Origin of the sequence: Pseudomonas koreensis (assembly GCF_012986595.1) — a bacterium.
Classification (GTDB): Bacteria; Pseudomonadota; Gammaproteobacteria; order Pseudomonadales; family Pseudomonadaceae; genus Aquipseudomonas; species Aquipseudomonas koreensis.
This window is the reverse complement of sequence record NZ_JAAQYM010000002.1, coordinates 771,478-794,192: the sequence shown is the minus strand read 5'-3', so window position 1 is coordinate 794,192 and position 22,715 is coordinate 771,478. Positions and strand designations below refer to the sequence as shown.

Sequence of the window (22,715 nt, the reverse complement as noted above, 5' to 3'; positions counted from 1 at the left end):
TGAAAGAGAAGATCAATCATAGCGGTTGCCATGGTCGGCGCCGGTTATTTCAAGCGCGGCCGTTCCATGGCAATCAGCGATGTTTCAAACCCCAAACTGGCAAAAAAAGTCTCCGCACCTTCGCGCCCGGCGCGCAGGACCCAAGTGATCTCGGGGTTGTCACCCATCACATGCTCGACCAGCGCGCGGCCGACGCCTGCGCGTCGATGCTGGTCATCGACCACGACCATCGACAGATAGCCGTTGGACAAACCATCGGTGATGCCTCGGGCGAAACCGATGATCTGCTCGCCGCTCAGCGCGACGGCAGTGCGTTGGGAGTTGTCGATGAGTTGGGCGAAGTGGTCGCTGGAGCCTGTTCGGTGGCTCCAGCCATTTTGCCCAAGGAACTGTCGCACTGGCTCCACTTCCACGGGTAATAGATGACGTACGGTGATGTTGTTCATTGGCTGGCAGCGTCCTTGTTGGCAGTTATTCGAGCGTAGTTGATCGCAATCCGCGTCAGGACCTGCCCCAGGTTTGCATCGCAAACTCGACAAACCGACGCAGCTTCGGCAAGCGATAACGATCCGGCGCGTACAGCAGATGCAACGGGCGGCTCGGGGGCTGGTAATCGGGGATCACTGTCACCAGTTTGCCGTCGCGCAAATCCTGTTCCACCAGCGCATCCGGCAACATCACAATGCCCATCCCGGTGCGTGCCGCCTGATGCAGGCCGGCGGAGGTGTTCATCAGCATCGGCCCGCTGACGTCGACCAGAATCTCGCCGTCCGGGCCGCTGAGGCGCCAGCGTTTTTCCACCGATTGCCAGTCATCGCCGGCGGGGTAGGCGAACGACAGGCAGTCATGTTGTTGCAGGTCTTCCGGAGTGATCGGCATGCCGCGTCGGGCGACGTAGGCCGGAGAGGCGCACACGGTCAGGGTGTAGTCGATCAGCGGCCGGGCGATCAGGTTCGATTGCTCGAAATGCCCCAGCCGAAACGCTACGTCGAGGCCACTTTCCAGCAGATCCGGTCGGCTGTTGGTCAGCACCACATCCATTTTGACCTGCGGGTATTGCAGGGAAAACTCGCTGAGCGCGGGGGCCAGGCGTTCGACACCAAAGGTCAGCGGCGCGGTGATGCGCAGCAGGCCGCGCGGCTCATCGAGAGCCTGTTCAGCCAGTCGTTCGGAGTCGGCCACCAAACCCAAAACGTCCAGGCAGCGCTGATAATAAACACTGCCAAATTCGGTCAAGCGCTGCCGCCGGGTAGTGCGCTGCAGCAGTTGTACGCCGAGCCGTTGCTCCAGCGCGCGCAGGTGATTGCCGACCATGGTCGTGGACATTTCGCACTGCAACGCGGCCGCCGTCATGCTCCCGGCTTCCACGACCTTCACGTACACGCTCATCGCCTGCAACAGGTCCATTATCAAGCTCAGCTGTTAAATGATTGAAGTTTCGCCGAGTTTATCCAGTTCTGGTGGCTAACCATACTGCAAACACACCGACCTTCCTGGAGTTTGAAGTCATGACCGCCGCCCTGATGAACACCTACCAACCGCTCGCCCTGAGTTTCATCAGAGGCCTGGGCACTCGCCTGTGGGACCAGGCCGGTCGTGAATACCTGGATGCCGTCGCGGGCGTGGCGGTGACCAATGTCGGGCACTCGCATCCGCGCATCGTCGCGGCCATCAGCGAGCAGGCTGGAATGCTCCTGCACACCTCCAATCTGTACAGCATCGACTGGCAGCAACAGCTGGCGCAGAAACTCACGCAGCTGTCGGGAATGGACCGGGCGTTCTTCAACAACTCCGGCGCCGAGGCCAACGAAACAGCGCTGAAACTGGCGCGTTTGTATGGCTGGAGCAAAGGCATCGACCAGCCGCTGGTGGTGGTCATGGCCAACGCGTTTCATGGCCGCACGCTGGGGACTCTGTCGGCGAGCGATGGGCCGGCGGTGCGTCTGGGCTTTAACGAGCTACCGGGGGATTTCGTCAAAGTGCCCTTCGGTGATCTGGCCGCGCTGGAGCAGGTGCAGCAAAAGCATGGCGAGCGGATCGTGGCGATTCTGGTCGAGCCGATTCAAGGCGAAAGCGGCGTACAACTGGCGCCGCCCGGTTACCTCAAAGCCCTGCGTGAACTGTGCAATCGCCACGCCTGGCTGCTGATGCTCGACGAAATCCAGACCGGTATCGGCCGCACTGGCCAGTGGTTCGCGTTTCAGCATGAAGGTATTGTTCCGGACGTGATGACCCTGGCCAAAGGCCTCGGCAACGGCGTACCGATCGGCGCCTGTCTGGCGCGGGGCAGGGCGGCGGAGCTGTTCACCCCCGGCAGTCATGGCAGCACGTTTGGCGGTAATCCGCTGGCCTGTCGGGTCGGCTGCACGGTGCTGGACATCATCGAAGAACAGGGGCTGCTGGAGAATGTCCGGGTGCAGGGCGAACGCCTGCTGACTCGTCTGCGCGCCGAGCTGGCGGACAACCCCAATGTGCTGGCGATTCGTGGGCATGGCTTGATGATTGGAATCGAGTTGAAACAGCCGATCCGCGATTTGACGCTGATTGCGGCGCGGGATCATGGGTTGCTGATCAATGTGACGCGTGGCAAGACGATACGGCTGCTGCCGCCGCTGACGATTGATGAGCGGGAGGTGGGGATGATTGTCAGAGGTGTCGGGCTTGCTGTAACCGCGCACTGACAGCCGATAACCCCTGTGGGAGCGAGCCTGCTCGCGATGGCGGTGGGTCAGTCGATATTTATATTGAATGATCAATTACCTTCGCGAGCAGGCTCGCTCCCACATTGGAAAATGGGTAACACTAATCAGGATAATCCCCCAACGCCGGCGCCAGCATTCGCGTCTTCAGCGCCGCGTTCGAGTTGTGCTGAATGATCTCGCTCGGCTGCCCCTGGTCATTGAAAAACACCTGGCCGATCCCCGCCGAATTCCATAGGCGCTCGCCCGCTTCGGCATGTTCCGGGGTGTACGGCACGATGCGCATGCGGCGGCGTTTGGTGAACCAGTTGAGTGGCGAGCGTGGCGAGTAGAGCCAGCGGTTGAGGCGGTCGAACCATTCCAGCAAGGTTTTCGGGAACTCATTCTTGATCCCGCTGCTGGTGATCTGCCAGATCCGCGGCCCCGCTTTACGGTGTCGGATAAGCACTTCGTAGACGAAGGAATAATGCACATCGCCGGACAGCACCACGTAGTTACCGGGTGTGCGTGAGTGTCGGAAAATGTTCAGGATCACCTGCGCGGCGCCACGGTGCGCCATCCAGTTTTCCGCGTCGACCAGCAGCGGATAACCGCACCAGCTGAACACCTTTTGCACGGTTTCGATCAGCTTCACGCCGAAGATCGGTGCCGGTGAAACGATGATCGCCGACGGATGATCGAGCAGTTCTTGCTGCAATTCGCTCAGCGCCTCCCAATCCAGAAGCCCCGACGGTTGCTTGAGCGCCATCTCGCTGCGCCAGCGCCGGGTGCGGGTGTCGAGCACCACCAGTGCCGGGCTGGTCGGCAGCACGAAATGCCAATGCTGAAAGCGCAGCAGGTCATCGATCAACGCGTCCTGCACCGGGCTGTCGAGATAGCGATCATCACCGCTGGCGCTCAGGCGTCGGGTGTTCTCCAGCAGATCCTTGAACGCATCCGGATTGTTGCCCCAACCCTGGCACAACATGTAGGCGATCAAGGCGTTGCCGATGATGCGTTTGGAGAACGGATGACCGTAGGCGGTTTCCTCCCATTGCGCGGAAAGGTTCCAGTCATCGGTGATGTCGTGGTCATCGAAAATCATCAGGCTCGGCAGGTGCGCCAACGCCCGGGCGACCCTGCCCAAACCGGCCTTGAAGGCATCGATGCGGGTGTGTTCGAGGGTATAGCGCTGCAAGCGTTCCGTCGTCAGCGAGGGCGCTGTCGGATTGATCAGCGTCCACGCAACCGGCGACCACACCAGCAAGTACATCGCCATGACTTCGGCGAACGTGACCAAGTGATTGTCGGCGCTGCTGCTGGTGAAAATCGGCTTACGCGCGCCGCCGAAAAATCGCTCGCGCAATGTCTCGTTGCTCTCCAGCGCCGGTAACAGATCCGCGCGGTGATAGTAGCTGGCAGGGTGTTCGTAAAGCTTGGCGCTGTCGCTGACCACGGCACCGTCGAGGTGTTCGTCGAACAGACCGAGGCGTTCGATCAAGCCATGAATGGCACGCAGCATCGGGCCGGCAACGTCGTCGGCGTAGACCTGATCGCCGCTCATCATCAGCAGGGCGGGGCGTTGCTGCGGAGCGGTTTCTGCCGCCAACAGTTGATCGACACAGAGCAGACCGTCAGCGGCCGGGTGATGAGGCTTGCGGCAGGAGCCGTGCAGCAACTGATCAATTCGCGAACGCAGCACAAGGTTCGGGCAGCGGGCATCGCCGTACAGCAGATGCGGCGCCCAGTCGGCGATGGGCGTCTGGCCGTCGATCAGCAGGTCATAGTCGATGCGGCTGTCAAAGGGCAGGGCGCTGTCGAGTGTGACGTCAATCAGATGGACGAACGCGTGACGGCCTACAGGAATGACCGTGCATTTCCCGGCATCGAGAGGAATCTCTCCTACACCTTGCAAGCGCAGGGTCAGCGCCAGCTCGCGGCTGCCGACCAGCCACAGCACCAGTCGCGTCGGTTCCAGCCGGCGCAGCAGCGGGCCGGCCAACACGGGAGGTAGCGGGTTCAGGTCAGCAGGTATCGGGGACATTCGGAGGCAAAGCTCAAGGCGCACTGGCTGGCGATGATAGCGCAGCCGGCGCCTTGAACCCTTAAACGAGGCTTAAGAGTCGGTCTTCTGCAGCTTCAGCGCCAGCAGTCGCCATTCGGCAGACGCGGGTTGCTCTTGCACTGAGCAGTCGAAGCGATAAGTGACGTCATCGCCGTTCATGTTGCGCGCGGTGATCTTGTTGCTCAGGGTGTAGACCTGATCCTTGAAGCGCTGGGTGACAATGGCAGAACTGTCGGCAAAGCGCGCCGACGCCGGGAAGCGCAGCGTGCTGGTGACCAGCGGGCTGCACATGACATAGGCGAGCATCGATTTATCGCTGTCGGCGTTTTTCCCAAGCTTGTCGCGCAGCGCGTTAAACGCTTTGCGGCCTTGCGCGTCGCTCTGATCCAGAACGGCTTGTTCCGCCATCGATTTCGGTGCGCGGCTGGCGTAGTTCGGCAACAGTGCGGAGTCCGGCGGCGAAGGTTGGTTGTCCGGCTCGATCGCGGCAAAGCCCGGCGCGTTTTCCAGCGTCGCGGACGTCGAGTCCGACTCGGCTTCCGGCAGCAGACTGGTGGTCACATCGCTCTGCGTGATCACCTCTTCGGCGGGCGCACGATCGTACTTATGCGCCGACGGGAACAACGACAGGAAGATCGACAGCACCACCATGCCGACAATGAAACCGCCCGCCGCGCCAACAACGTTGCCGTAGAACAGATTCCAGCTGCCACGGTTTTTCACCACCCAGCGCCACATGAAACCCCAGGCGGCGATAAATGCCAGAAAACTCAGAAACTCCATTCGATCCTTTCCTTAAACCTGCAAAAACCTGAAATCAGCACACTGCGGATGATCAACCATAACGATGGGCGGCAAGATACCAAAATAGAGGTCTGACGCCACGAAGACATTCACATGCCGAGATTTGGCGGATTAATCTGCGCAAAAAACATGATCGCCGTGATGCCGGCCACAATGCCGCAAAGGCCGGCCAGCAGTTGGCGAAGAACCGGATGTTCGACCTGCGAGCGGTGGGCTACCAGCATCCATACGCCAATCACGGCGGCAGCGAATGACAGCATTTCCACCACGGTGCGCATGAGGCTGGGGACGGTTGGCCGGGGCGCTCCGAACAAGCCCACGTAAAGCTGCTCGACCACCACACCCACCATCAATCCGCTGGCGGCGCCCAGCAAGTTGGCGAGGAGCAGATTCCAGCTGCTACGGTTGCGGACGACCCAGACCCACATGCCTGCCCAGGCGATAAAGAAAAACAAAACATCCATCGTATCCATCCTTCGCAATCAGTTGCAGTGCCTGCCTCAGACACGCTTACCGGCAATGGACGGCAAGATAACAAAATAGTAGCGTCGCGCCACTTTCTTGATTCCTGTAATGGACTACTCATGTCAAAAGTTGCTTCTGCTCTACATACGCTCTGTGCAATCGCACTCGCCAGCGCCATCACCCCGGCACTCGCCGCCTGGAAAGAGCCTCCGGAGAGCAGTTGGCAGTATTACCTCGCCAACTGCCAGCGAATGCAGGAAAAAATGGCCGACGTCCAGAGTGGTCGCGTACCCAGCGCTTATGAGGTGGTCGGCGACCTGGAGAACAGCCTGCGGAGCATGAACCAGCGCCGCTCGAACCTGACGCCCCAATACCTCGGCTCCCGAGAATTCGCTCAATGCGAAAATGTCGCCGCCCAGGCCGAGGCAACCATTGCTCAAGGCAATGCCGAGTTCGCCGCCAGAATGAACCAGGCCGCCGAGCAAGGCCGCATCGCCCACCAGAACTCCCCCGAATATAAACGCGCCCGTTCACTCGGCTACAGCGACGTTGGCGACATCTCCTTCCTGAAACTGCACGAAGACATGGACGGCGAAGCCCGCCTGAAAACCATGCTGATCACCGTCGACGAAATCTGCGGCCAGTACTTTCGCGCCACGCAATATGTGAAACCGTACGTGATCTACACCGTTCGCCCATCCGATGGCGGCTGTGGCGAGGAAAAACGCGTGGCCATCGTCGGTGGCCGGTCGGTGGAGAAGGGTGATTACATCGATGAGCGGGGCGAGTTTCAGTACGTGGGCTGGAAGAAGATTGTCGGTGCGGATGGATTCGCGACGGATATTCGGGTGTTGAAGGCGCGCCGCTAAGGCGCGACGTCAGGTCGGTCAAAGAATGTCTTTCAAATAGCCTTTGAGCGCGAGGAGCGGCGGAGCAAGCTGCTCCAGCGACTGCGCCTGGCTGAAATCGGCTGACAGCTTGTGCAGCTCGCGGCCCAACGGTTTCTCGACGCCGCCCAAGGCTTCCATCGCCAAACCCAGGCACTCATTCATTTTGAACTGAATGGTCTGCACATCCCCACGGCGCACCAGCAATTCGAACACGTCTTTCTGATAATCCCCCATGACCATGTCATCGCGCAGAATCGGGCTCAGGCCCTCTTCTTCGTAAGCGAGTTTGAGGGAGAACAGGGCGACTGTTTCCAGTGAGGTTTCCATGGTTGGCCTTGGATGTCCTTGAGCATGAGTCTTGAAATTCGGTACGACCAACGAAAGCCGCAACGGGCGGCAGACCGCCTGTAGGCGGGGGGTGATTATACTGAGTGGACGCATCAGATGCAGTCCCGAGGCAAAACAGGTTGCACGTACCGCGCTGGAATATTCAATGACCTAAGCAACAGAGCGAGTTTCTCAGGATGGCCAGTGAGAATGAGGTGCCACAAAAACTCGACGTTAATTCAGACATATGAGCGGAGCGACGATCATGGAATACGATGAAAAGTTGATTGATGAGGCTGTGCTTGGCCTTTTGGCCGCGTTCAGTTCCGACGAAGGCAATGCATGGAAAGGGTTCGATTTTGAAGTCATGAACCGATTGCATGAGCAGGGTTTCATCAGTGATCCGGTAAACAGGAACAAATCGATCTGGTTGACGGAGGAAGGCCAGGAACGAGGTCTTCAGATAGCTGAGCGTTTGTTTGGGGGAGGGTCTCAAGCCGAGCGTACGCCTGATCCAGATATCTGAGTTCCTGTCTCGGCTCGTCGTTTGAACTGCGCCGCGCCAGTGGAACGCAACTGGAGGAGTTTTCTCGTTGGAGCATTTTCTGAATGAACCACAACTGACAGAAGTGAGAGCTGCACTCTCTGAGCCATTCAATGATTTTCCCGTAGAATATGACTACGTGTCGGATAAGGTAAGAGGCGTCGCCCCTGAAATACTTTACGAAATTCTTTATTCAGAGGTTGCGCCGGTGTGCTTCACCAATCTCGTTGCAGCTGTGCCTCCGGTGTGGACTGGGTTCGATCCCGACAAACTCAGACAGTCGATAGAAGAAAGGCTGGCAGCTAGAGAGCGCAGCTGGTTTCTTAGGCAGTTCGATAAAGTGCTGGTTCGTTGGCTGAAATACAACTACGCCTACATCTGGAAGGAAGTCGCCAGTAGGCTTTGAACCCAAGCGTTCAATGGACTAGGCGACCATGGCAAGGACTCAGTTGTGGCACAACCTGCAGCACGTTTAACCGATGCGGCCAGTCGCCCATTGCCACGGCATGGCGCCAAAGTCATAGCTGCAGATTCTCTTGCATATTGCTGTGATCAATCGCTCAGCGTTTAGCCCACACTTCTCGTAGCACGGTTACGCAAAAATAATTGCCCAACTTTTCAGCAGACGAAAAAAAAGGCCTTGCTAAGCAAGACCTTTCTTAATTTTGGTGCCCCGAGGGAGACTGGGATTTTCCAGTAAACTCATGGCCTTCAGAGAGGTTTGCTACGGTTGGGATACATTTAGGGATACATGATCGCGTGCGCTGCCCTAGTATGAATAATAGATTCGGTACCATGCAATCCAATCGACAGCCACAGATCGTTACATTCAAGCCCATTTACGCCCGTATTAGAGGGAGCCGGTTTTGGTGCAGTGCGAATGTCGGCACACGCTCTGTGCTTTTCGCATGGGGCCTCCGCTCATTGGTTCGTAGGCCGATTTGACGGAGGGCTACCTGACTCAACAAGGGTTAGGAAATTCCGTATATGCGGGCTCGCCGAGTGAATGCTTCCCTAGCCCCTTCTAGAATCTTGCAGGCGGCATCACGGGCATTGATATCATCAATTGACCCTCTAGCAACAATTTTACTTGTTTCACTATTGCTCTTGAAGACAATGAGCTGCTCTGCATCACCAAGAACAGCAATATTGGCGTTATGAGTGACAATTATAACCTGTCGACGTTCTTTAGCCCTACGGAGCACGGGAACGAATGTATGGAAGATGAATTCGCTGTCTAGATTGTCTTCTGGCTGGTCAATTATCATTGGTCGTTTGCTATCAGATGAAAGTATTAATGCGAGCAGTACGGATTGTTGCTGACCTAACGATAGACGAGAGAAGTCTCTGTGAATATATTTCGGACTCGGTCCCTCATCAATGCGTCGAGTTACCATTAACTTTGGAAGGTCGTCGACGTGACATGTTTCTAACGCCGCGCGAACTGATGGATCTCCTAACTGTGCAATAATGTCTCTGGCGTCTCCAGTTGTGAAGAGCTTTACATTTTTCTCAATTTCGATATCTGATACCGAGCTATATTGCGACTTGGTTATTGCGCTAAGTAATCCGGGGATAGTTAGTTTTTCTACAATTGCTCGGGCTTTAACATGGTTTGATGTACGCCATGTCATTGCTGTGGCAATTATTGAAACGGCTTCTTCGGAATAAGCGCTGTCTATATATTGAAGTTTGACCTGAAGGTCTGATAGGACTTCTGCTAAAGCTTTGGAGGCTTTAACTGCATAGGCTTGTCTCAGTGAAGAAATTTTTCTCCGTGCAGCCCATCTTCGAGCCAAGGCCTCTGAGTAATCCTTATGTAAAGATTTTAAAACAGGTTCCCAAGCTCTTAAGCTAATTAGTGTTTTTTGATGGGTTGCCTCGTCACTGGCTAGCTTAGTGATGTGAGACATATCTAGTTTTACGCCATTCTGTTCAAGCTGCTTTCTCTTTTCTTCAACTTCGTCTCGAAGTGGTTGTTCTTTTGCAGTCCAATCTTCAATTGCTGCTAATGTCGTCTTTTGCAGATGGGTGTATGCACTTTTTATCGCGGCTTTGGCCAAATTTACTGCTTCTGAAAAAACATCCATCTGAGCAATAATTTCAGCTGCTTCGGTTTTTCCAGTCTCAATGCCGTCCGTATCAACAAGAGTCCTTAGCGCAGTAAGTTTTTCATTAAGTTCGTCGCTTTCTACGAGAAGCTTTAGTTCTTTTAGTTTCTCTTGAAGGCTTGTTTTTAGAGCCTTTTCAGTGGCTAGACCCCGTTGAAGCTTAATTATTTCAGAGCCTTTTGCCGCTTCGAACGCTTGGAGCTGTTGCTGTAGAACAGTTAGAGCCCGCTGGGTTTGAGGAATTGCATCTACGTTCTTTCTCGCCATATTTATATCGTTTTGTATCTTCAGTAAGTTATCCAACTCAACCTGTTCTTCCTGTATCGCTTCACCCACGTGAGTGAAAGTATCCAAATACTTCATCAGAGCTAAGGGGTCTGCCTTCGCCTGTTCTCGAACCCTGGCGGCCTCCCCTTGTCCAAAACAATCGATTTCAAAAGCTATGGGTCCATCTAGAGGGTCATCAATATTGACAAGATCACCGCGCATCGCGCGAGAAAGGGTGTGCATTTCTCCTGCTTCGTCTTGCCAGAATAAATCTAATCTCTGCGGCCATACTTCAGAATCTACAACATCAGCATCTGATGGGGACCCAGTAAGGCAGCGTACTGCTTCAAAGGTAGTGGATTTACCAGTTCCGCGGCCTCCGATAATGCAGTTTAAGTTGCTATTGAAGTGAATACTTTGGTTGTTCAGGAAACCACCACCAATCGACACCCCGAGTATGAAAGGGGTGCTCGTTGGGATCTCATCTTCTAGACGTATACGGGAGTCGCCTTCTTCAAGCGCTAGCTGTAAACCACCAAATGATGGCTTCGCCATCTTATAACGAGTCAGTCTTCTATCCTGTGCCGCATTGCGTCCCAAGGCATTAAGAGTATGAGAGTCGGAACTTAAAACTCTTGCCAGGTATTGGCGCTCGCCAAGGCCTAGCCTTGCAGTTCGCTCCTTTCCTATTTGAATTCGAACCGGATCAACGTCTTCAGGAGAGTAGCGAACAACTGATGCTGCGTTTTTTAACTCAATAGCTAGGAGTGCGGGATGACAGATGATGTCTACTTTGTGGGGAGATCCACCTGGATCATTTGTTTCTAAGCCATTCCCACCATCTACATGTGCAAGAATACCAAAGCCACCAAGGGCTTTTATTATTTCTAAGCAAGCATGCATCGAAGTTCGGCATCGGCTATTTGGCAGTCCTCGGTCTGCCAAGTCTAATCGTCCGTGAAAACTAGCGAGTGTTTCATAGGTAGGGAAATAACAAAGTAAATGTCCCTCCGGAGTCGAAAGCTCAACAGCCGGGATTACCAAAATTCCGGCATCACTCCCAGCCTTCAATGCAGCTTGAATGTTAGTTATTTCGTTGTGGTCCGCGATAGCGATAATTTTTAAGTTTTCGCGGACTGCAGTGGCAACGATGGCTTGGGGTGTCATTTCACTGTCGGTCACATCGTGTGACGCTGAATGAGAATGAATATGAAGATCTCCGCGATAAAATCGGGAACCGCTTTCAAGTTCAATGCATTGGCTCAATGCGTCCGACATTTTTGGTAATCCTTGTCGTCTTCGTTTTTGTAGTGGCTGCTGTACCGAAAACAATTTAGCTCAAAAATGTCATGTCCGTGGCTTTCTCAATTTCTTGTGAGCGTATCCGTTCGATAGAAGCAGCTTGTGTCTGAGCGCGGTTTGCTAGGCTTCAAACGGCTGAGGAATGTACCGATCACGGTTTGCGATGTGGATAAGCTGTTGTGCCCTCTCGAGGCGTATGAGCTTTTGAGCTCCGGTATCAGCTGCATTTAGGGCTCATCTCTTTAGGATCATCAGTTCTTGGTGCAGTCTGCCGGGCTGCCGCTTTCCATATGAGGTAAAAACTAATGAGTTCGCTGACTATCTCCATTAAGCATTATTCGTGTTTATTAATTTTATCGGTCTGCGTGGTGGTTTTTTCTTTTGCTAAGTTCATGAGGTTCTCATCCGCGTCAGTCAATAGGATTCGGGAATTAAGTTTTTCTACAATGGCGGCGCTACACATTTGGCGCAGCGAAGAATAAGGCTTCGATAAGTCCGAGATCCAGTCGCTAGGGATTTCTAAAAAATAGTCGTTGCAAGCCTTGGTGATTTCAGCTGTGCTGGCTTGGATGAACTCCGGCAAGTGATCTCTTTTCTGTCCCTCAATAATCTCATCTATCACAGTGGCGTTAAAGACGATGCCTAATTGTGCATCAGCGTCCACACGGGGTTTTGTGAGTTTATTGGTTTTATGTGGAGTGCTGATTCCATTTCCAATCCTACCTACATAAACACCAGCAAGAATTGCAGCCGGCTTTCCAAGCTGATAACTGTGGTTTCCATAACGTACTAGACCAGAGCTATTGTAATAAAGAACTGGTGCGCCGGACATTCCGCTTCGGGACGCACTGTCCACTAAAAACTTTCTTTCTCGATTCCAGCCGGTTTGTATAGATGAAGCGACCGTAGCCCTTTTCCATACGGGTTGATAGGTTCGGTCTTGAACATTCATTGGGTAGCCAGGAATAAATAGCTCGTCAGTCACGTCGACTTTTTCGAACCATTCCTTTACTACGCTTTTGTTTTCTATCAAGTAGTTTTGTATCGGAAATAGCTCGGCGTTGACATAGGCAGGATTGCCAGCTAGATAAAGGCGAAGCGAGTCAGTTGCTCCGTTCTCGTTGGGTAAATTTGCAATGTGTTCTTCTTTTGGGTCGAATGGGATTGCTACTACATCTATCCTTGGATAATTGGTTGGATGTATAAAGTAGTTAGAGGTTTCCTCTCCAAGGATCGGCAGTATTAGTCTTTCACGTAAAACTACTCCGCCTCCTTTTACCGAGATGTTCACAGCCAGGTAATCAGGTACGGCACCCATATCGCTAAGGGTTTTAAGAGTTTCTGGGTGTCTGCCGGTCACATTGTGCCAGGCGGTAATAATGTAATGCTGAGCTTTGTGTAAATAAATAAATCCGGTTCCAATTGCAAGCTCCATGTTTCTGAAGTACATAGTGAGATGAACGACTGAATGGTTTAGTTTTGACATGAGATTACCCAGCGCATGTAATTGGTCAGCGTATTGCACGCATCACTTTGAACGGGAGAGTATGCATCTCTAACCTGACATGCAATGGATCCGTGGAATAAGCCCAAGAACAATAAAGACGGACATCGCTGAAAAAAACTCAGCTAGAGGAAATCCGCGAGTCTGATAACCCGTGTAGGGCCCCCCTTAGGGAGGACCCGTAAAATCTGACGCTCCGACTCCTTCGCCTGGGAGGAATCGGACACAGCAGATCGGCGGATCTGGAGCGATCCGTCGCGTCCGCTCGCGCTGAAGGTTCACGCCGTGAGAAGGGGCGAGGGGAACGCTTATCCATAGGTAGCGAAAACACGGTGTTCCATTTGTTCCATGTGTTCCAGAAACGCTGGACGCCAAGTAAACAAAGGCTTTCAGAGGTGGAACACCAAGTGCGATAAACCAGAACACCAGTTATGCGGAACACGTTTGGTGTTCCGCGAGTGATGTTCCGGTTTAGGGGGAGGAGCGTCACGACTGGTAGTGGCGACGCGGGCAATCAAGCGGCGATCAATTGCTCAATGGAGATTGCACCTGCCTTTGCAGTGACCGTATCTACATTGATTGACCTCGATCCGAACGGTACATGCAGTGGTACGTAGAGGTCAGTCAGAGAGCTTGAACGCCCCATCGCCTTTTCCGTCGCGTGCAGGTGTGCTGCGATGGCGGCGAAGTCCTGAGCTGCCTTGCCTGGGCGGTCGGCCCACATGAACCGTGCTGCACGTAGCTGCTGGTGTCGCAGATCTTTCAAGGTCTGGTTGCTCTCTGCAATGGCTGCTTCTGCTATCTGGTGTAACACTTCTGATGCATGAGAAATGAATGAGCGAGGTCAGGCCAATGATGCAGAAGGACAGAGTGCTACCGCCCCGGCCTGCCCAATAGATACGGTTAGCGGTGTTTAATCATCAGGCCTCCAGCTGTGCGAGCGATTAGACGACAGTAGCAACAGGCCGCTTACGGCCAGAAGATGCTAGTCACAAAAAGTTGTTTTCGACCCAAAGCGGACAATACGGAGAACCTATGTACACAGTGACCGTCGTTAGCGAACGGCCCGACTTCAGGTGTTTTCTGGATTTGCTCTATGGCCCTGGGCGAAACGTAGACACGGATGGTGATTCATACCCTGTGAACAGCCGCTCTTGGACATACCTGTACGTGAAAGACAGAGAGAGCGATGACCCTTGCATCGAAATCCATGCGAGCGAGGTAGATGTCTCAAGGTTTACCGTGCAGTCCGACTCGTCGAGGCTGGAGGCGCTGGCTGCGTTGTACTTGTACCTGACCTGTGGTGGGTCAATCTCTTCTTCAGATCAGGCGCTTGATAAAGCCGCCATCGAAATGTTGTGCGACAGATATTCCGTTGAGCTCTGCCGAGCCCATGGATCTATTTGGCATCAGTCGGCAGATAACGCGCCTTAATCACAGGAGTGAACGACTGCTTGTTTCGAGCGCGCAAACGTCCGCTCTTGGCTGTGGATTCAACCGGTCGAGAAATCCATCCTGCGGGCTATTGCTGAAACTCAGTCTAAGCGGTCCGGGTCTATTGATTTCTGATAAGGTCGCTTTCATAGGCGATCATGACAAGGAGTCAATTGTGGCGAAGCCCGCAGCACGTTTAACCGATCCAACCAGTTGCCCAATGCCAGGACATGGCGCCAAAGCCATCGCCTCAGGCTCTGCTGACGTTTTCTTCGATGGACTTGCTGCCGCTCGAAAGGGTGATACCTGCACATGTGGCAGTGCATTGGTATCAGGTGTATCAGCGACCGTTTTTATCAACGGGAAAAACGCAGCTTTGGTTGATACTGTCGGAACGCATGGTGACGTCGTAGTCGGCGGTTCCGGCACCGTAATCATCGGTGATTCGCATACGCCAGCCCCGTTCGTGCCTCCGACTCCGCTTGCCATCCAGAAATCCTACGGCCAGTCCTTCAGCATCACCGACAGTGAGACAGGCACACCGTTGGCTTTCCGAGACTTCGTGGCGACAGTCAACGGTATAGAGACCACGGGTGTTACCGATGCCAATGGCATTGCCCACGTCAAGACACCTACTCCCGGTGCGAAGATCTCACTGCACGTCATGTTCAGCGCTCCGGCTCGGACGCTCCATGAGCTGGCGGAGGGAGCGCAATGACCAATCCGTTTGCAACTCAAGCCACCGCCCAGGAGCTCAAGCCCGGCGAGTTCATGTGTCCGATACCGATTACTGTGAATGATCGAGCGGCGACGCGTGAAGCGATCATCAAGAAGGTCCGTTCACTGAACACGACGTTTGTAGAGCGATCCTCGTGGGGAGCGGTGAAGGGTAAGCCGGATATGGTGATGGACTGGGATTACACCATGATCGCCCTGCATCACGCTGGGAGAAGCCATAGCTGTACGCCTGGTGCGGAGCAAATGCAGGAGATCCAGAAAGGGCACCTTAGTCAGAAGTACGACGATATCGGGTATCACTTCGGTATTGATTGCACTGGTCAAGTTTACGAGGGGAGAGACATTCGCCTTCAGGGTTCGAGTGTCTTGAAATTCAATACAGGCTTGATCGGCATTGTGTTGCTGGAGAACCTAACGACTCCAGAAGAGGGCGGCGACTGGGTCGCGAAGGGCCGGGTTGCGCTCGACAGTCTCGGATACAGCACGACCAATGTGATACCTGCTGCTCAGATCACCGCGTTGATGCATCTGATTGACGCGCTGAAAAGTGTGTTTGTGATCAAGCATTTTGGCGGTCACCGGGAATACCCAGGTCAAGCATCTGAAGGCAAGATCTGTCCCGGAAATATTGGCATGGAGTTGGTCAGGAATCTCAGAGCAAAAACCCAACTCCTCCCACCTCCGGCGCCGCAACAATGAAGAAACTGATTGCCCTGCTGGTTCTGGTTCTGGTGACGGTGCTTTACGTTGGGTATTACGAAGCGCTGGAAGACGGAGACATCGAAACCATTCTGTTCATCAAGAAGCATCCGACGTTTCAGATGAAGTTTTACAACATCCATGCCAATGACGGGGAGATTCGCCAAGTCGAACGACTCACGGAGCAGGAGCGCAAGTGGATCATTGATTACTGCAGGTATCGGCTCGGCATCGACACCGATCTGAAAACACAAAACGATGTAGAAATTTGCAGGAAGAAATAGCTGATTGGGATAAAGGAAAAGGCCTCAGTAGAGGCCTTTTCTCATCGGGTCGCTGATCACTTTTTCATGGGCGAAAAAAAAGGCCTTGCTAAGCAAGACCTTTCTTAATTTTGGTGCCCCGAGGGAGACTCGAACTCCCACTCCTTTCGAAAACGGATTTTGAATCCGCCGCGTCTACCAATTCCGCCATCAGGGCTCAATGGCGGCGAAGTATAGAGAGGTGATTACCGTTGGTCAATCACGTTTCATGGTCAATTTTTGATAATTCCGCTAGACTTTCCGGCCCTGCTAGACGAACCCCATCATGCGCGTTGCTGACTTTACCTTCGAGCTTCCTGATTCGCTGATCGCTCGCCACCCTTTGGCCGAGCGTCGCGCCAGTCGCCTGTTGACCCTGGATGGGGTCAGCGGCGCCCTCGCACACCGTCAATTCACTGATTTGCTTGAGCATTTGCGCCCGGGCGATTTGATGGTGTTCAACAATACCCGGGTGATTCCGGCGCGGCTGTTCGGGCAGAAAGCCTCGGGCGGCAAGCTGGAAATCCTCATTGAGCGGGTGCTCGATACGCACCGCGTGCTGGCCCATGTGCGTTCCAGCAAGTCGCCCAAACCGGGGACAAAGATTCTCATCGACGGCGGTGGCGAAGCCGAGATGCTCGCGCGTCACGATGCGTTGTTCGAGTTGGGCTTCGATGAAGAAGTGCTGCCGCTGCTCGATCGCGTCGGGCACATGCCATTGCCTCCTTATATAGACCGCCCGGACGAAGGTTCGGATCGCGAGCGCTATCAGACCGTGTACGCCCAGCGCCTCGGTGCGGTGGCGGCGCCGACGGCGGGGTTGCATTTCGATCAGCCGCTGATGGAGGCGATTGCCGCCAAGGGCGTCGAGACCGCGTTCGTGACCCTGCACGTCGGTGCCGGCACGTTCCAGCCGGTGCGTGTCGACAAGATCGAAGACCACCACATGCACAGCGAGTGGCTGGAAGTCGGCCAGGATGTGGTCGACGCCGTTGCCGCGTGTCGCGCGCGTGGTGGTCGGGTGATTGCTGTTGGCACCACCAGCGTGCGTTCACTGGAAAGTGCTGCGCGCGATGGCGTGCTCAAGCCGTTCAGTGGCGACACTGACATCTTTATCTACCCGGGCCGGCCGTTCCATGTGGTCGATGCCCTGGTCACCAACTTCCATTTGCCCGAATCCACGCTGTTGATGCTGGTTTCGGCGTTCGCCGGTTATCCCGAAACCATGGCCGCCTATAAAGCCGCCGTCGACAACGGGTACCGCTTTTTCAGCTACGGTGATGCGATGTTCATCACCCGTAATCCCGCCCCGACTGCCCCTGAACAAACAGGCCCAGAGGAAACAGAATGAGTCGCGAATGTCGCATGTCCTTTGAACTCCTGGCCACCGATGGCAAGGCCCGTCGTGGTCGGCTGACTTTCCCGCGTGGCACCGTCGAGACCCCGGCCTTCATGCCGGTGGGCACCTACGGCACGGTCAAGGGCATGTTGCCGCGTGACATCGTGGCCACCGGCGCGGAAATCATTCTGGGCAACACCTTCCACCTGTGGCTGCGCCCGGGCACCGAGGTGATCAAGGAACACGGCGATCTGCACGATTTCATGCAGTGGAAAGGCCCGATCCTCACCGACTCCGGCGGCTTCCAGGTGTTCAGCCTGGGCGCGATGCGCAAGATCAAGGAGGAGGGCGTGACCTTCGCTTCTCCGGTCGACGGCTCGAAAGTGTTCATGGGCCCGGAAGAATCGATGCAGGTGCAGCGCGACCTGGGCTCCGACATCGTGATGATCTTCGACGAATGCACGCCGTACCCAGCTGACGAAGATGTTGCGCGGGTATCGATGGAGCTGTCGCTGCGTTGGGCCCAGCGTTCGAAAAACGCGCATGGCGACAACACGGCGGCACTGTTCGGCATCGTTCAGGGCGGCATGCACCAGGATCTGCGCATGCGCTCGCTGGAAGGCCTGGACAAGATCGGCTTCGATGGCCTGGCCATCGGCGGTCTGTCGGTGGGCGAGCCCAAGCACGAGATGATCAAGGTGCTGGATTATCTGCCGGGCATGATGCCGGCTGACAAACCTCGTTACCTTATGGGCGTTGGCAAACCGGAAGATCTGGTTGAGGGTGTGCGCCGCGGTGTGGACATGTTCGATTGCGTGATGCCAACCCGTAATGCCCGCAATGGGCATCTGTTCATTGATACAGGCGTGCTGAAGATCCGTAACGCGTTCCATCGCCATGATGATTCGCCGCTGGATCCGACCTGCGATTGCTATACCTGCCAGAACTTCTCCCGCGCTTATCTGCATCACCTGGACAAGTGCGGCGAAATGCTCGGCAGCATGCTCAATACCATCCATAACTTGCGCCATTATCAGGTGCTGATGGCTGGTTTGCGCGAGGCTATTCAACAGGGTACATTGGCCGCCTTTGTCGATGCCTTCTACGCCAAACGCGGGCTCCCCGTTCCGCCTTTGGACTGAGTTTTCTGACCCCAAGATTCAACATTTGCAACTGGAGTGCTAAATGAGCTTTTTTATCTCTAACGCCATGGCTGACGCAGCTGCACCGGCTGCTGCAGGCCCAATGGGCGGCGGCTTCGAGTGGATTTTCCTGGTCGGCTTCCTGGTCATCTTCTACCTGATGATCTGGCGTCCACAGGCCAAGCGCGCCAAAGAGCAGAAGAACCTGCTGAGCAGCCTTGCGAAGGGCGACGAAGTGGTCACCACCGGCGGCATCGCCGGCAAGATCACCAAAGTGGCCGATGACTTCGTGGTTCTGGAAGTTTCCGACACCGTGGAAATGAAATTCCAGAAGGGCGCCATCGCCGCCACGCTGCCAAAAGGCACGCTGAAAGCGATCTAAGGTTCCAACTTCTACTCAATCGACGGGGCGCGCAAGGCGCCCCGCGTTCATAACGGGCGGCGTGATGCTGAACAAATATCCTCTGTGGAAATACATTCTGATCCTGGCGGTGCTGGCGATCGGTCTGATTTATTCCGCTCCCAATCTATACCCCGATGACCCGGCCATTCAGATCAGTGGTGCCAGCACGGCGCTGCAGGTCAATCAGGCCGATCTGGATCGCGTCAGCACGGCGCTGCGTGAGTCCGGAATCAACGTCAAGGCTTCGAGCCTGGCGGCCAACGGCAAGGGCGGCCTGATCCGTCTGACCAAGGCTGAAGACCAGCTGCCGGCCAAAGACGTTGTGCGCAAGGCATTGGGTGATGACTACGTCGTCGCATTGAACCTGGCACAAACCACCCCGCAATGGCTGCGCAATCTGGGCGCGCACCCAATGAAGCTGGGTCTGGACTTGTCCGGTGGTGTGCACTTCCTGCTGGAAGTGGATATGGACAAAGCCCTCGACGCCCGCCTGAAAGTCTACGAAGGCGACGTCAAGAGCCTGCTGCGCAAAGAGAAGCTGCGCTATCGCAGTCTGCCGCAGCTCAATGGCGCCATTCAGCTGGGCTTCAGCGATGCTGACTCCCGCGAACAGGCCCGTGCGCTGATCCGCAAGAACTTCAACGATTTCGACATTGTTCCGGCCGACCTCAACGGTCAACCGGTGCTGCGTCTGGCGATGACCCCGGCCAAGCTGGCGGAAATCCGTGAATACTCCATCAAGCAGAACTTGACCACGGTACGTAACCGCGTCAACGAGCTGGGTGTTGCCGAACCGATCGTTCAGCGTCAGGGCGCCAACCGCATCGTGGTTGAGCTGCCGGGCGTGCAGGACACTGCCGAAGCCAAGCGTATCCTCGGCAAGACGGCCAACCTCGAGTTCCGTCTGGCGGCTGAGCCAGGTGCTTCGAAAGCCACTTCCGAAACCTTCGAGTTCCGTGAAGGCAAGCGTCCTCCTGCACAGATCGAGCGTGGCCTGATCATCACCGGTGACCAGGTGACTGACGCCAAGGCTGGTTTCGGCGAGCACGGCACTCCGGAAGTGAACATCCGTCTGGATGGTCACGGTGGCGAGCTGATGAGCCGCGCGACCCGTTCGAACGTGGGTCGCAGCATGGCGGTGATCTTCATCGAACAGCGTCCGGTGACGACTTACACCAAGCAGGTTGTGGACGGCGTCGAGAAAGACGTGCCGGTACAGACCTTCAAGGAAGAGAAGAAGATCATCAGCCTGGCGACCATTCAGTCGCCGCTGGGTGCGCAGTTCCGTATTACCGGCCTGAACGGCCAGGGCGAGTCGTCCGAGCTGGCGCTGCTGCTGCGTGCCGGCGGTCTGGCCGCTCCGATGTACTTCGCTGAAGAGCGCACCATTGGTCCGAGCCTGGGTGCTGACAACATCACCAAAGGTATCGATGCATCGCTGTGGGGCATGCTGTTCGTCTCGCTGTTCATCATCGCCATCTACCGCTTCTTCGGCCTGATCGCCACCGTCGCGCTGGCGGTGAACATGGTGCTGCTGCTGGCGCTGATGTCGCTGCTGGGTGCAACGCTGACCCTGCCGGGTATCGCCGGTATCGTGTTGACCATGGGTATGGCGGTCGACGCCAACGTGCTGATCTTCTCGCGGATCCGTGAAGAGATCGCCGCCGGCATGACTGTACAGCGTGCAATCAACGAAGGCTTCGGCCGGGCATTCACCGCGATTCTCGACGCCAACCTGACCACTCTGCTGGTCGGCGGCATCCTCTTCGCCATGGGCACCGGCCCGGTGAAGGGTTTCGCAGTGACCATGTCCCTCGGGATCTTTACCTCGATGTTCACGGCCATCATGGTGACCCGCGCAATGGTCAACCTGATCTTTGGCGGACGTGACTTCAAGAAGTTGTGGATTTAAGGGGCTGCCATGTTACGTACAATCAACTTCATGGGCGTTCGCAACTTCGCGTTCGGCGTCACAGTGTTTCTCACGTTGCTGGCTATTTTCAGCGTCTTCCACAAGGGCATGAACTGGGGCCTGGACTTCACCGGCGGTACGCTCATCGAGCTGACCTACGAGCGTCCGGCTGATGTCACCAAGGTGCGTGAGCAACTGGTGACTTCCGGCTATCACGAAGCTGTCGTGCAGAACTTCGGTGCAACTACCGACCTGCTGGTGCGCATGCCGGGTGAAGACCCCCAGCTGGGCCATCAGGTGGCGGACGCTCTGCAGAAAGTCGGCGGCGACAACCCGGCGACGGTCAAGCGTGTCGAGTTCGTCGGCCCGCAGGTCGGTGAAGAACTGCGCGACCAGGGCGGCCTCGGCATGCTGCTGGCGCTCGGCGGCATCCTGATCTACCTGGCTTTCCGCTTTCAGTGGAAATTCGCAGTCGGCGCCATCGTTTCGCTGATTCACGACGTGATCGTGACCGTGGGTATCCTGTCGTTCTTCCAGATCACCTTCGACCTGACGGTGCTGGCGGCGGTACTGGCGATCATCGGTTACTCGCTGAACGACACCATCGTCGTGTTTGACCGGGTCCGTGAGAACTTCCGTGTGCTGCGCAAGGCTTCGCTGATCGAGAACATCAACATCTCGACCACCCAGACCCTGCTGCGGACCATGGCGACGTCGATCTCCACTTTGCTGGCGATCGCTGCACTGCTGTTCTTCGGTGGCGATAACTTGTTCGGCTTCTCCATCGCCCTGTTTGTTGGTGTGCTGGCGGGTACTTACTCGTCGATCTACATCGCGAACGTGGTGCTGATCTGGCTGAACCTGAGCACCGAGGACCTGATTCCTCCGGCCAACACCGAGAAGGAAGTCGACGACCGTCCATAACGGCCATCGCTTTTCCGGCTGTCAGCCCGAAAAAGGCGCGAGTTGAACTCGCGCCTTTTTTTATGCTCCAAGGCTGGGAGAAGCGCGGGCGTGTCCCGCATGTGATGGTCAGGAGGTTCATGTGAACAAGTCGTTGCTGGTTGGTGCGGTATTGGGTGCTGTCGGTGTGACTGCCGGGGGTGCTGTTGCCACCTACAGCCTGGTTAAAAGCGGCCCTGAGTATGCGCAAGTGCTGGCTGTTGAGCCGGTCAAAACACAGATCAAGACTCCACGTGAAGTGTGCAAGGATGTTGCTGTAACCCGTCAGGCGCCGGTCAAGGACCAGCACCAGATCGTGGGTACGGTGCTCGGCGCGGTAGGCGGTGGCCTGCTGGGCAATATGGTCGGCGGCGGTAACGGCAAGAAGATTGCCACCGTTGCTGGCGCGGTCGGTGGCGGTTATGCCGGTAACAAGGTGCAGGAAGGCATGCAGAATCGCGACACCTACACCACCACTCAGACTCGCTGTAACACCGTGAACGACATCAGTGACAAGGTTGTCGGTTACGACGTGCGTTACTCGCTGGATGGCAAGGAAGGCAAAGTGCGGATGGATCGTGATCCGGGCAACCAGATTCCGGTCGATAAGGAAGGTAAGTTGATTCTGTCGCAGAATCAGCCGGGTCAGTAAGGACCGACTGTTAACAAGAAGCACCCTGCGGGGTGCTTTTTTGTGCCCCATTTAAGCCGCACAACAAATCCTCTGTAGGAGTGAGCCTGCTCGCGATAGCGTTTTTCCATTCAAAACAAGTGGCGACTGATACACCGCTATCGCGAGCAGGCTCACTCCTACATAGGGCCGGAGGTGTGTCGGGTGACGAATTTC

22 protein-coding genes and 1 tRNA gene are annotated in these 22,715 nt (G+C 55.6%); 13 read left to right on the top strand and 10 right to left on the bottom strand.

Annotation, left to right across the window (positions count from 1 at the left end; translation table 11 throughout):
- Positions 1 to 44: 44 nt before the first annotated feature.
- On the bottom strand, positions 45 to 446 hold the full coding sequence (locus tag HBN98_RS08780; protein WP_083367984.1) for a GNAT family N-acetyltransferase: 402 nt from the start codon (positions 444 to 446) through the stop codon (positions 45 to 47).
- A 55-nt stretch (positions 447 to 501) separates the two neighbouring features.
- A complete protein-coding gene (locus HBN98_RS08775) occupies positions 502 to 1,407 on the bottom strand; it encodes a LysR family transcriptional regulator (protein ID WP_064589086.1) in 906 nt (301 codons plus the stop codon).
- A 101-nt stretch (positions 1,408 to 1,508) separates the two neighbouring features.
- On the opposite strand from HBN98_RS08775, the gene HBN98_RS08770 reads away from it, so the two are divergent.
- On the top strand, positions 1,509 to 2,681 hold the full coding sequence (locus tag HBN98_RS08770) for an aspartate aminotransferase family protein (protein ID WP_083367985.1): 1,173 nt from the start codon (positions 1,509 to 1,511) through the stop codon (positions 2,679 to 2,681).
- Positions 2,682 to 2,802: 121 nt separating this feature from the next.
- On the opposite strand, the gene HBN98_RS08765 is transcribed toward HBN98_RS08770, so the two are convergent.
- The 3 genes from HBN98_RS08765 to HBN98_RS08755 all read right to left on the bottom strand — a co-directional run bounded on the left by HBN98_RS08765 (position 2,803) and on the right by HBN98_RS08755 (position 6,011).
- The gene (locus HBN98_RS08765) at positions 2,803 to 4,722 is read right to left on the bottom strand and encodes an alkaline phosphatase D family protein (protein WP_083367986.1); all 1,920 of its coding nucleotides are present in this window, start codon (positions 4,720 to 4,722) and stop codon (positions 2,803 to 2,805) included.
- Positions 4,723 to 4,794: 72 nt separating this feature from the next.
- Entirely contained in the window at positions 4,795 to 5,526 is a 732-nt protein-coding gene (locus HBN98_RS08760; protein ID WP_083367987.1) for a hypothetical protein, read from the bottom strand.
- 110 nt (positions 5,527 to 5,636) lie between these two features.
- Positions 5,637 to 6,011, bottom strand: coding sequence for a hypothetical protein (locus tag HBN98_RS08755; RefSeq protein ID WP_083367988.1), 375 nt, complete (start codon positions 6,009 to 6,011; stop codon positions 5,637 to 5,639).
- Positions 6,012 to 6,131: 120 nt separating this feature from the next.
- On the opposite strand from HBN98_RS08755, the gene HBN98_RS08750 reads away from it, so the two are divergent.
- Entirely contained in the window at positions 6,132 to 6,881 is a 750-nt protein-coding gene (locus HBN98_RS08750; protein WP_083367989.1) for a hypothetical protein, read from the top strand.
- 18 nt (positions 6,882 to 6,899) lie between these two features.
- Here HBN98_RS08750 and HBN98_RS08745 read toward each other — a convergent pair whose 3' ends face one another.
- Positions 6,900 to 7,229, bottom strand: a complete 330-nt coding sequence (locus HBN98_RS08745; protein ID WP_083367990.1) for a hypothetical protein — start codon at positions 7,227 to 7,229, stop codon at positions 6,900 to 6,902.
- 265 nt (positions 7,230 to 7,494) lie between these two features.
- On the opposite strand from HBN98_RS08745, the gene HBN98_RS08740 reads away from it, so the two are divergent.
- The gene (locus HBN98_RS08740) at positions 7,495 to 7,755 is read left to right on the top strand and encodes a DUF6429 family protein (protein ID WP_083369403.1); all 261 of its coding nucleotides are present in this window, start codon (positions 7,495 to 7,497) and stop codon (positions 7,753 to 7,755) included.
- A gap of 67 nt (positions 7,756 to 7,822) precedes the next feature.
- Positions 7,823 to 8,179: a DUF7079 family protein gene (locus HBN98_RS08735; protein WP_083367991.1), complete on the top strand. Its 357-nt coding sequence runs from the start codon at positions 7,823 to 7,825 to the stop codon at positions 8,177 to 8,179.
- A gap of 565 nt (positions 8,180 to 8,744) precedes the next feature.
- On the opposite strand, the gene HBN98_RS08730 is transcribed toward HBN98_RS08735, so the two are convergent.
- From HBN98_RS08730 to HBN98_RS08720, 3 genes are all read right to left on the bottom strand, one after another.
- Positions 8,745 to 11,429 (bottom strand): TrlF family AAA-like ATPase, encoded by a 2,685-nt coding sequence (locus HBN98_RS08730; protein WP_083367992.1) that lies wholly within the window; start codon positions 11,427 to 11,429, stop codon positions 8,745 to 8,747.
- A gap of 358 nt (positions 11,430 to 11,787) precedes the next feature.
- Positions 11,788 to 12,939, bottom strand: coding sequence for a hypothetical protein (locus tag HBN98_RS08725; protein ID WP_151101715.1), 1,152 nt, complete (start codon positions 12,937 to 12,939; stop codon positions 11,788 to 11,790).
- 532 nt (positions 12,940 to 13,471) lie between these two features.
- Entirely contained in the window at positions 13,472 to 13,723 is a 252-nt protein-coding gene (locus tag HBN98_RS08720) for a hypothetical protein (RefSeq protein WP_151101712.1), read from the bottom strand.
- A gap of 843 nt (positions 13,724 to 14,566) precedes the next feature.
- On the opposite strand from HBN98_RS08720, the gene HBN98_RS08715 reads away from it, so the two are divergent.
- From HBN98_RS08715 to HBN98_RS08705, 3 genes are read left to right on the top strand one after another with little or no spacing between them, the layout of a single operon-like run.
- Complete coding sequence (locus HBN98_RS08715; RefSeq protein WP_083367996.1) at positions 14,567 to 15,109, top strand: PAAR domain-containing protein; 543 nt, start codon at positions 14,567 to 14,569, stop codon at positions 15,107 to 15,109.
- The gene (locus HBN98_RS08710) at positions 15,106 to 15,828 is read left to right on the top strand and encodes an N-acetylmuramoyl-L-alanine amidase (protein WP_083367997.1); all 723 of its coding nucleotides are present in this window, start codon (positions 15,106 to 15,108) and stop codon (positions 15,826 to 15,828) included. Before HBN98_RS08715 ends, HBN98_RS08710 begins: the two co-directional genes overlap by 4 nt.
- Positions 15,825 to 16,112, top strand: coding sequence for a hypothetical protein (locus HBN98_RS08705; protein WP_083367998.1), 288 nt, complete (start codon positions 15,825 to 15,827; stop codon positions 16,110 to 16,112). Before HBN98_RS08710 ends, HBN98_RS08705 begins: the two co-directional genes overlap by 4 nt.
- A gap of 111 nt (positions 16,113 to 16,223) precedes the next feature.
- On the opposite strand, the gene HBN98_RS08700 is transcribed toward HBN98_RS08705, so the two are convergent.
- Positions 16,224 to 16,308 (bottom strand) — tRNA-Leu (locus tag HBN98_RS08700).
- 108 nt (positions 16,309 to 16,416) lie between these two features.
- Here HBN98_RS08700 and queA point away from each other — a divergent pair.
- The 6 genes from queA to HBN98_RS08670 all read left to right on the top strand — a co-directional run bounded on the left by queA (position 16,417) and on the right by HBN98_RS08670 (position 22,520).
- Entirely contained in the window at positions 16,417 to 17,481 is a 1,065-nt protein-coding gene (gene queA / locus HBN98_RS08695) for a tRNA preQ1(34) S-adenosylmethionine ribosyltransferase-isomerase QueA (RefSeq protein ID WP_064589078.1), read from the top strand.
- A gap of 14 nt (positions 17,482 to 17,495) precedes the next feature.
- On the top strand, positions 17,496 to 18,611 hold the full coding sequence (tgt, locus tag HBN98_RS08690) for a tRNA guanosine(34) transglycosylase Tgt (RefSeq protein WP_161794909.1): 1,116 nt from the start codon (positions 17,496 to 17,498) through the stop codon (positions 18,609 to 18,611).
- A gap of 43 nt (positions 18,612 to 18,654) precedes the next feature.
- Complete coding sequence (gene yajC, locus HBN98_RS08685) at positions 18,655 to 18,993, top strand: preprotein translocase subunit YajC (RefSeq protein ID WP_003227923.1); 339 nt, start codon at positions 18,655 to 18,657, stop codon at positions 18,991 to 18,993.
- 64 nt (positions 18,994 to 19,057) lie between these two features.
- Positions 19,058 to 20,926 (top strand): protein translocase subunit SecD, encoded by a 1,869-nt coding sequence (gene secD, locus HBN98_RS08680; protein WP_064589077.1) that lies wholly within the window; start codon positions 19,058 to 19,060, stop codon positions 20,924 to 20,926.
- A 9-nt stretch (positions 20,927 to 20,935) separates the two neighbouring features.
- Positions 20,936 to 21,850 (top strand): protein translocase subunit SecF, encoded by a 915-nt coding sequence (secF, locus tag HBN98_RS08675; protein ID WP_064589076.1) that lies wholly within the window; start codon positions 20,936 to 20,938, stop codon positions 21,848 to 21,850.
- Between the two features lie 121 nt (positions 21,851 to 21,971).
- Positions 21,972 to 22,520: a glycine zipper 2TM domain-containing protein gene (locus tag HBN98_RS08670; protein ID WP_025109224.1), complete on the top strand. Its 549-nt coding sequence runs from the start codon at positions 21,972 to 21,974 to the stop codon at positions 22,518 to 22,520.
- Positions 22,521 to 22,715 lie beyond the last annotated feature (195 nt).

What these genes read in the sequence shown, in the direction of transcription:
- HBN98_RS08705 (WP_083367998.1), top strand. Translation starts at nt 15,825, where the DNA reads ATGAAGAAACTGATTGCCCTGCTGGTTCTGGTTCTGGTGACGGTGCTT.
- HBN98_RS08755 (WP_083367988.1), bottom strand. Translation starts at nt 6,011, where the DNA reads ATGGATGTTTTGTTTTTCTTTATCGCCTGGGCAGGCATGTGGGTCTGG.
- HBN98_RS08740 (WP_083369403.1), top strand. Translation starts at nt 7,495, where the DNA reads ATGGAATACGATGAAAAGTTGATTGATGAGGCTGTGCTTGGCCTTTTG.
- HBN98_RS08730 (WP_083367992.1), bottom strand. Translation starts at nt 11,429, where the DNA reads ATGTCGGACGCATTGAGCCAATGCATTGAACTTGAAAGCGGTTCCCGA.
- tgt (WP_161794909.1), top strand. Translation starts at nt 17,496, where the DNA reads ATGTCCTTTGAACTCCTGGCCACCGATGGCAAGGCCCGTCGTGGTCGG.
- secD (WP_064589077.1), top strand. Translation starts at nt 19,058, where the DNA reads ATGCTGAACAAATATCCTCTGTGGAAATACATTCTGATCCTGGCGGTG.
- HBN98_RS08760 (WP_083367987.1), bottom strand. Translation starts at nt 5,526, where the DNA reads ATGGAGTTTCTGAGTTTTCTGGCATTTATCGCCGCCTGGGGTTTCATG.
- HBN98_RS08710 (WP_083367997.1), top strand. Translation starts at nt 15,106, where the DNA reads ATGACCAATCCGTTTGCAACTCAAGCCACCGCCCAGGAGCTCAAGCCC.
- HBN98_RS08775 (WP_064589086.1), bottom strand. Translation starts at nt 1,407, where the DNA reads ATGGACCTGTTGCAGGCGATGAGCGTGTACGTGAAGGTCGTGGAAGCC.
- secF (WP_064589076.1), top strand. Translation starts at nt 20,936, where the DNA reads ATGTTACGTACAATCAACTTCATGGGCGTTCGCAACTTCGCGTTCGGC.
- HBN98_RS08780 (WP_083367984.1), bottom strand. Translation starts at nt 446, where the DNA reads ATGAACAACATCACCGTACGTCATCTATTACCCGTGGAAGTGGAGCCA.
- queA (WP_064589078.1), top strand. Translation starts at nt 16,417, where the DNA reads ATGCGCGTTGCTGACTTTACCTTCGAGCTTCCTGATTCGCTGATCGCT.
- HBN98_RS08750 (WP_083367989.1), top strand. Translation starts at nt 6,132, where the DNA reads ATGTCAAAAGTTGCTTCTGCTCTACATACGCTCTGTGCAATCGCACTC.
- HBN98_RS08745 (WP_083367990.1), bottom strand. Translation starts at nt 7,229, where the DNA reads ATGGAAACCTCACTGGAAACAGTCGCCCTGTTCTCCCTCAAACTCGCT.
- HBN98_RS08770 (WP_083367985.1), top strand. Translation starts at nt 1,509, where the DNA reads ATGACCGCCGCCCTGATGAACACCTACCAACCGCTCGCCCTGAGTTTC.
- yajC (WP_003227923.1), top strand. Translation starts at nt 18,655, where the DNA reads ATGAGCTTTTTTATCTCTAACGCCATGGCTGACGCAGCTGCACCGGCT.
- HBN98_RS08725 (WP_151101715.1), bottom strand. Translation starts at nt 12,939, where the DNA reads ATGTCAAAACTAAACCATTCAGTCGTTCATCTCACTATGTACTTCAGA.
- HBN98_RS08765 (WP_083367986.1), bottom strand. Translation starts at nt 4,722, where the DNA reads ATGTCCCCGATACCTGCTGACCTGAACCCGCTACCTCCCGTGTTGGCC.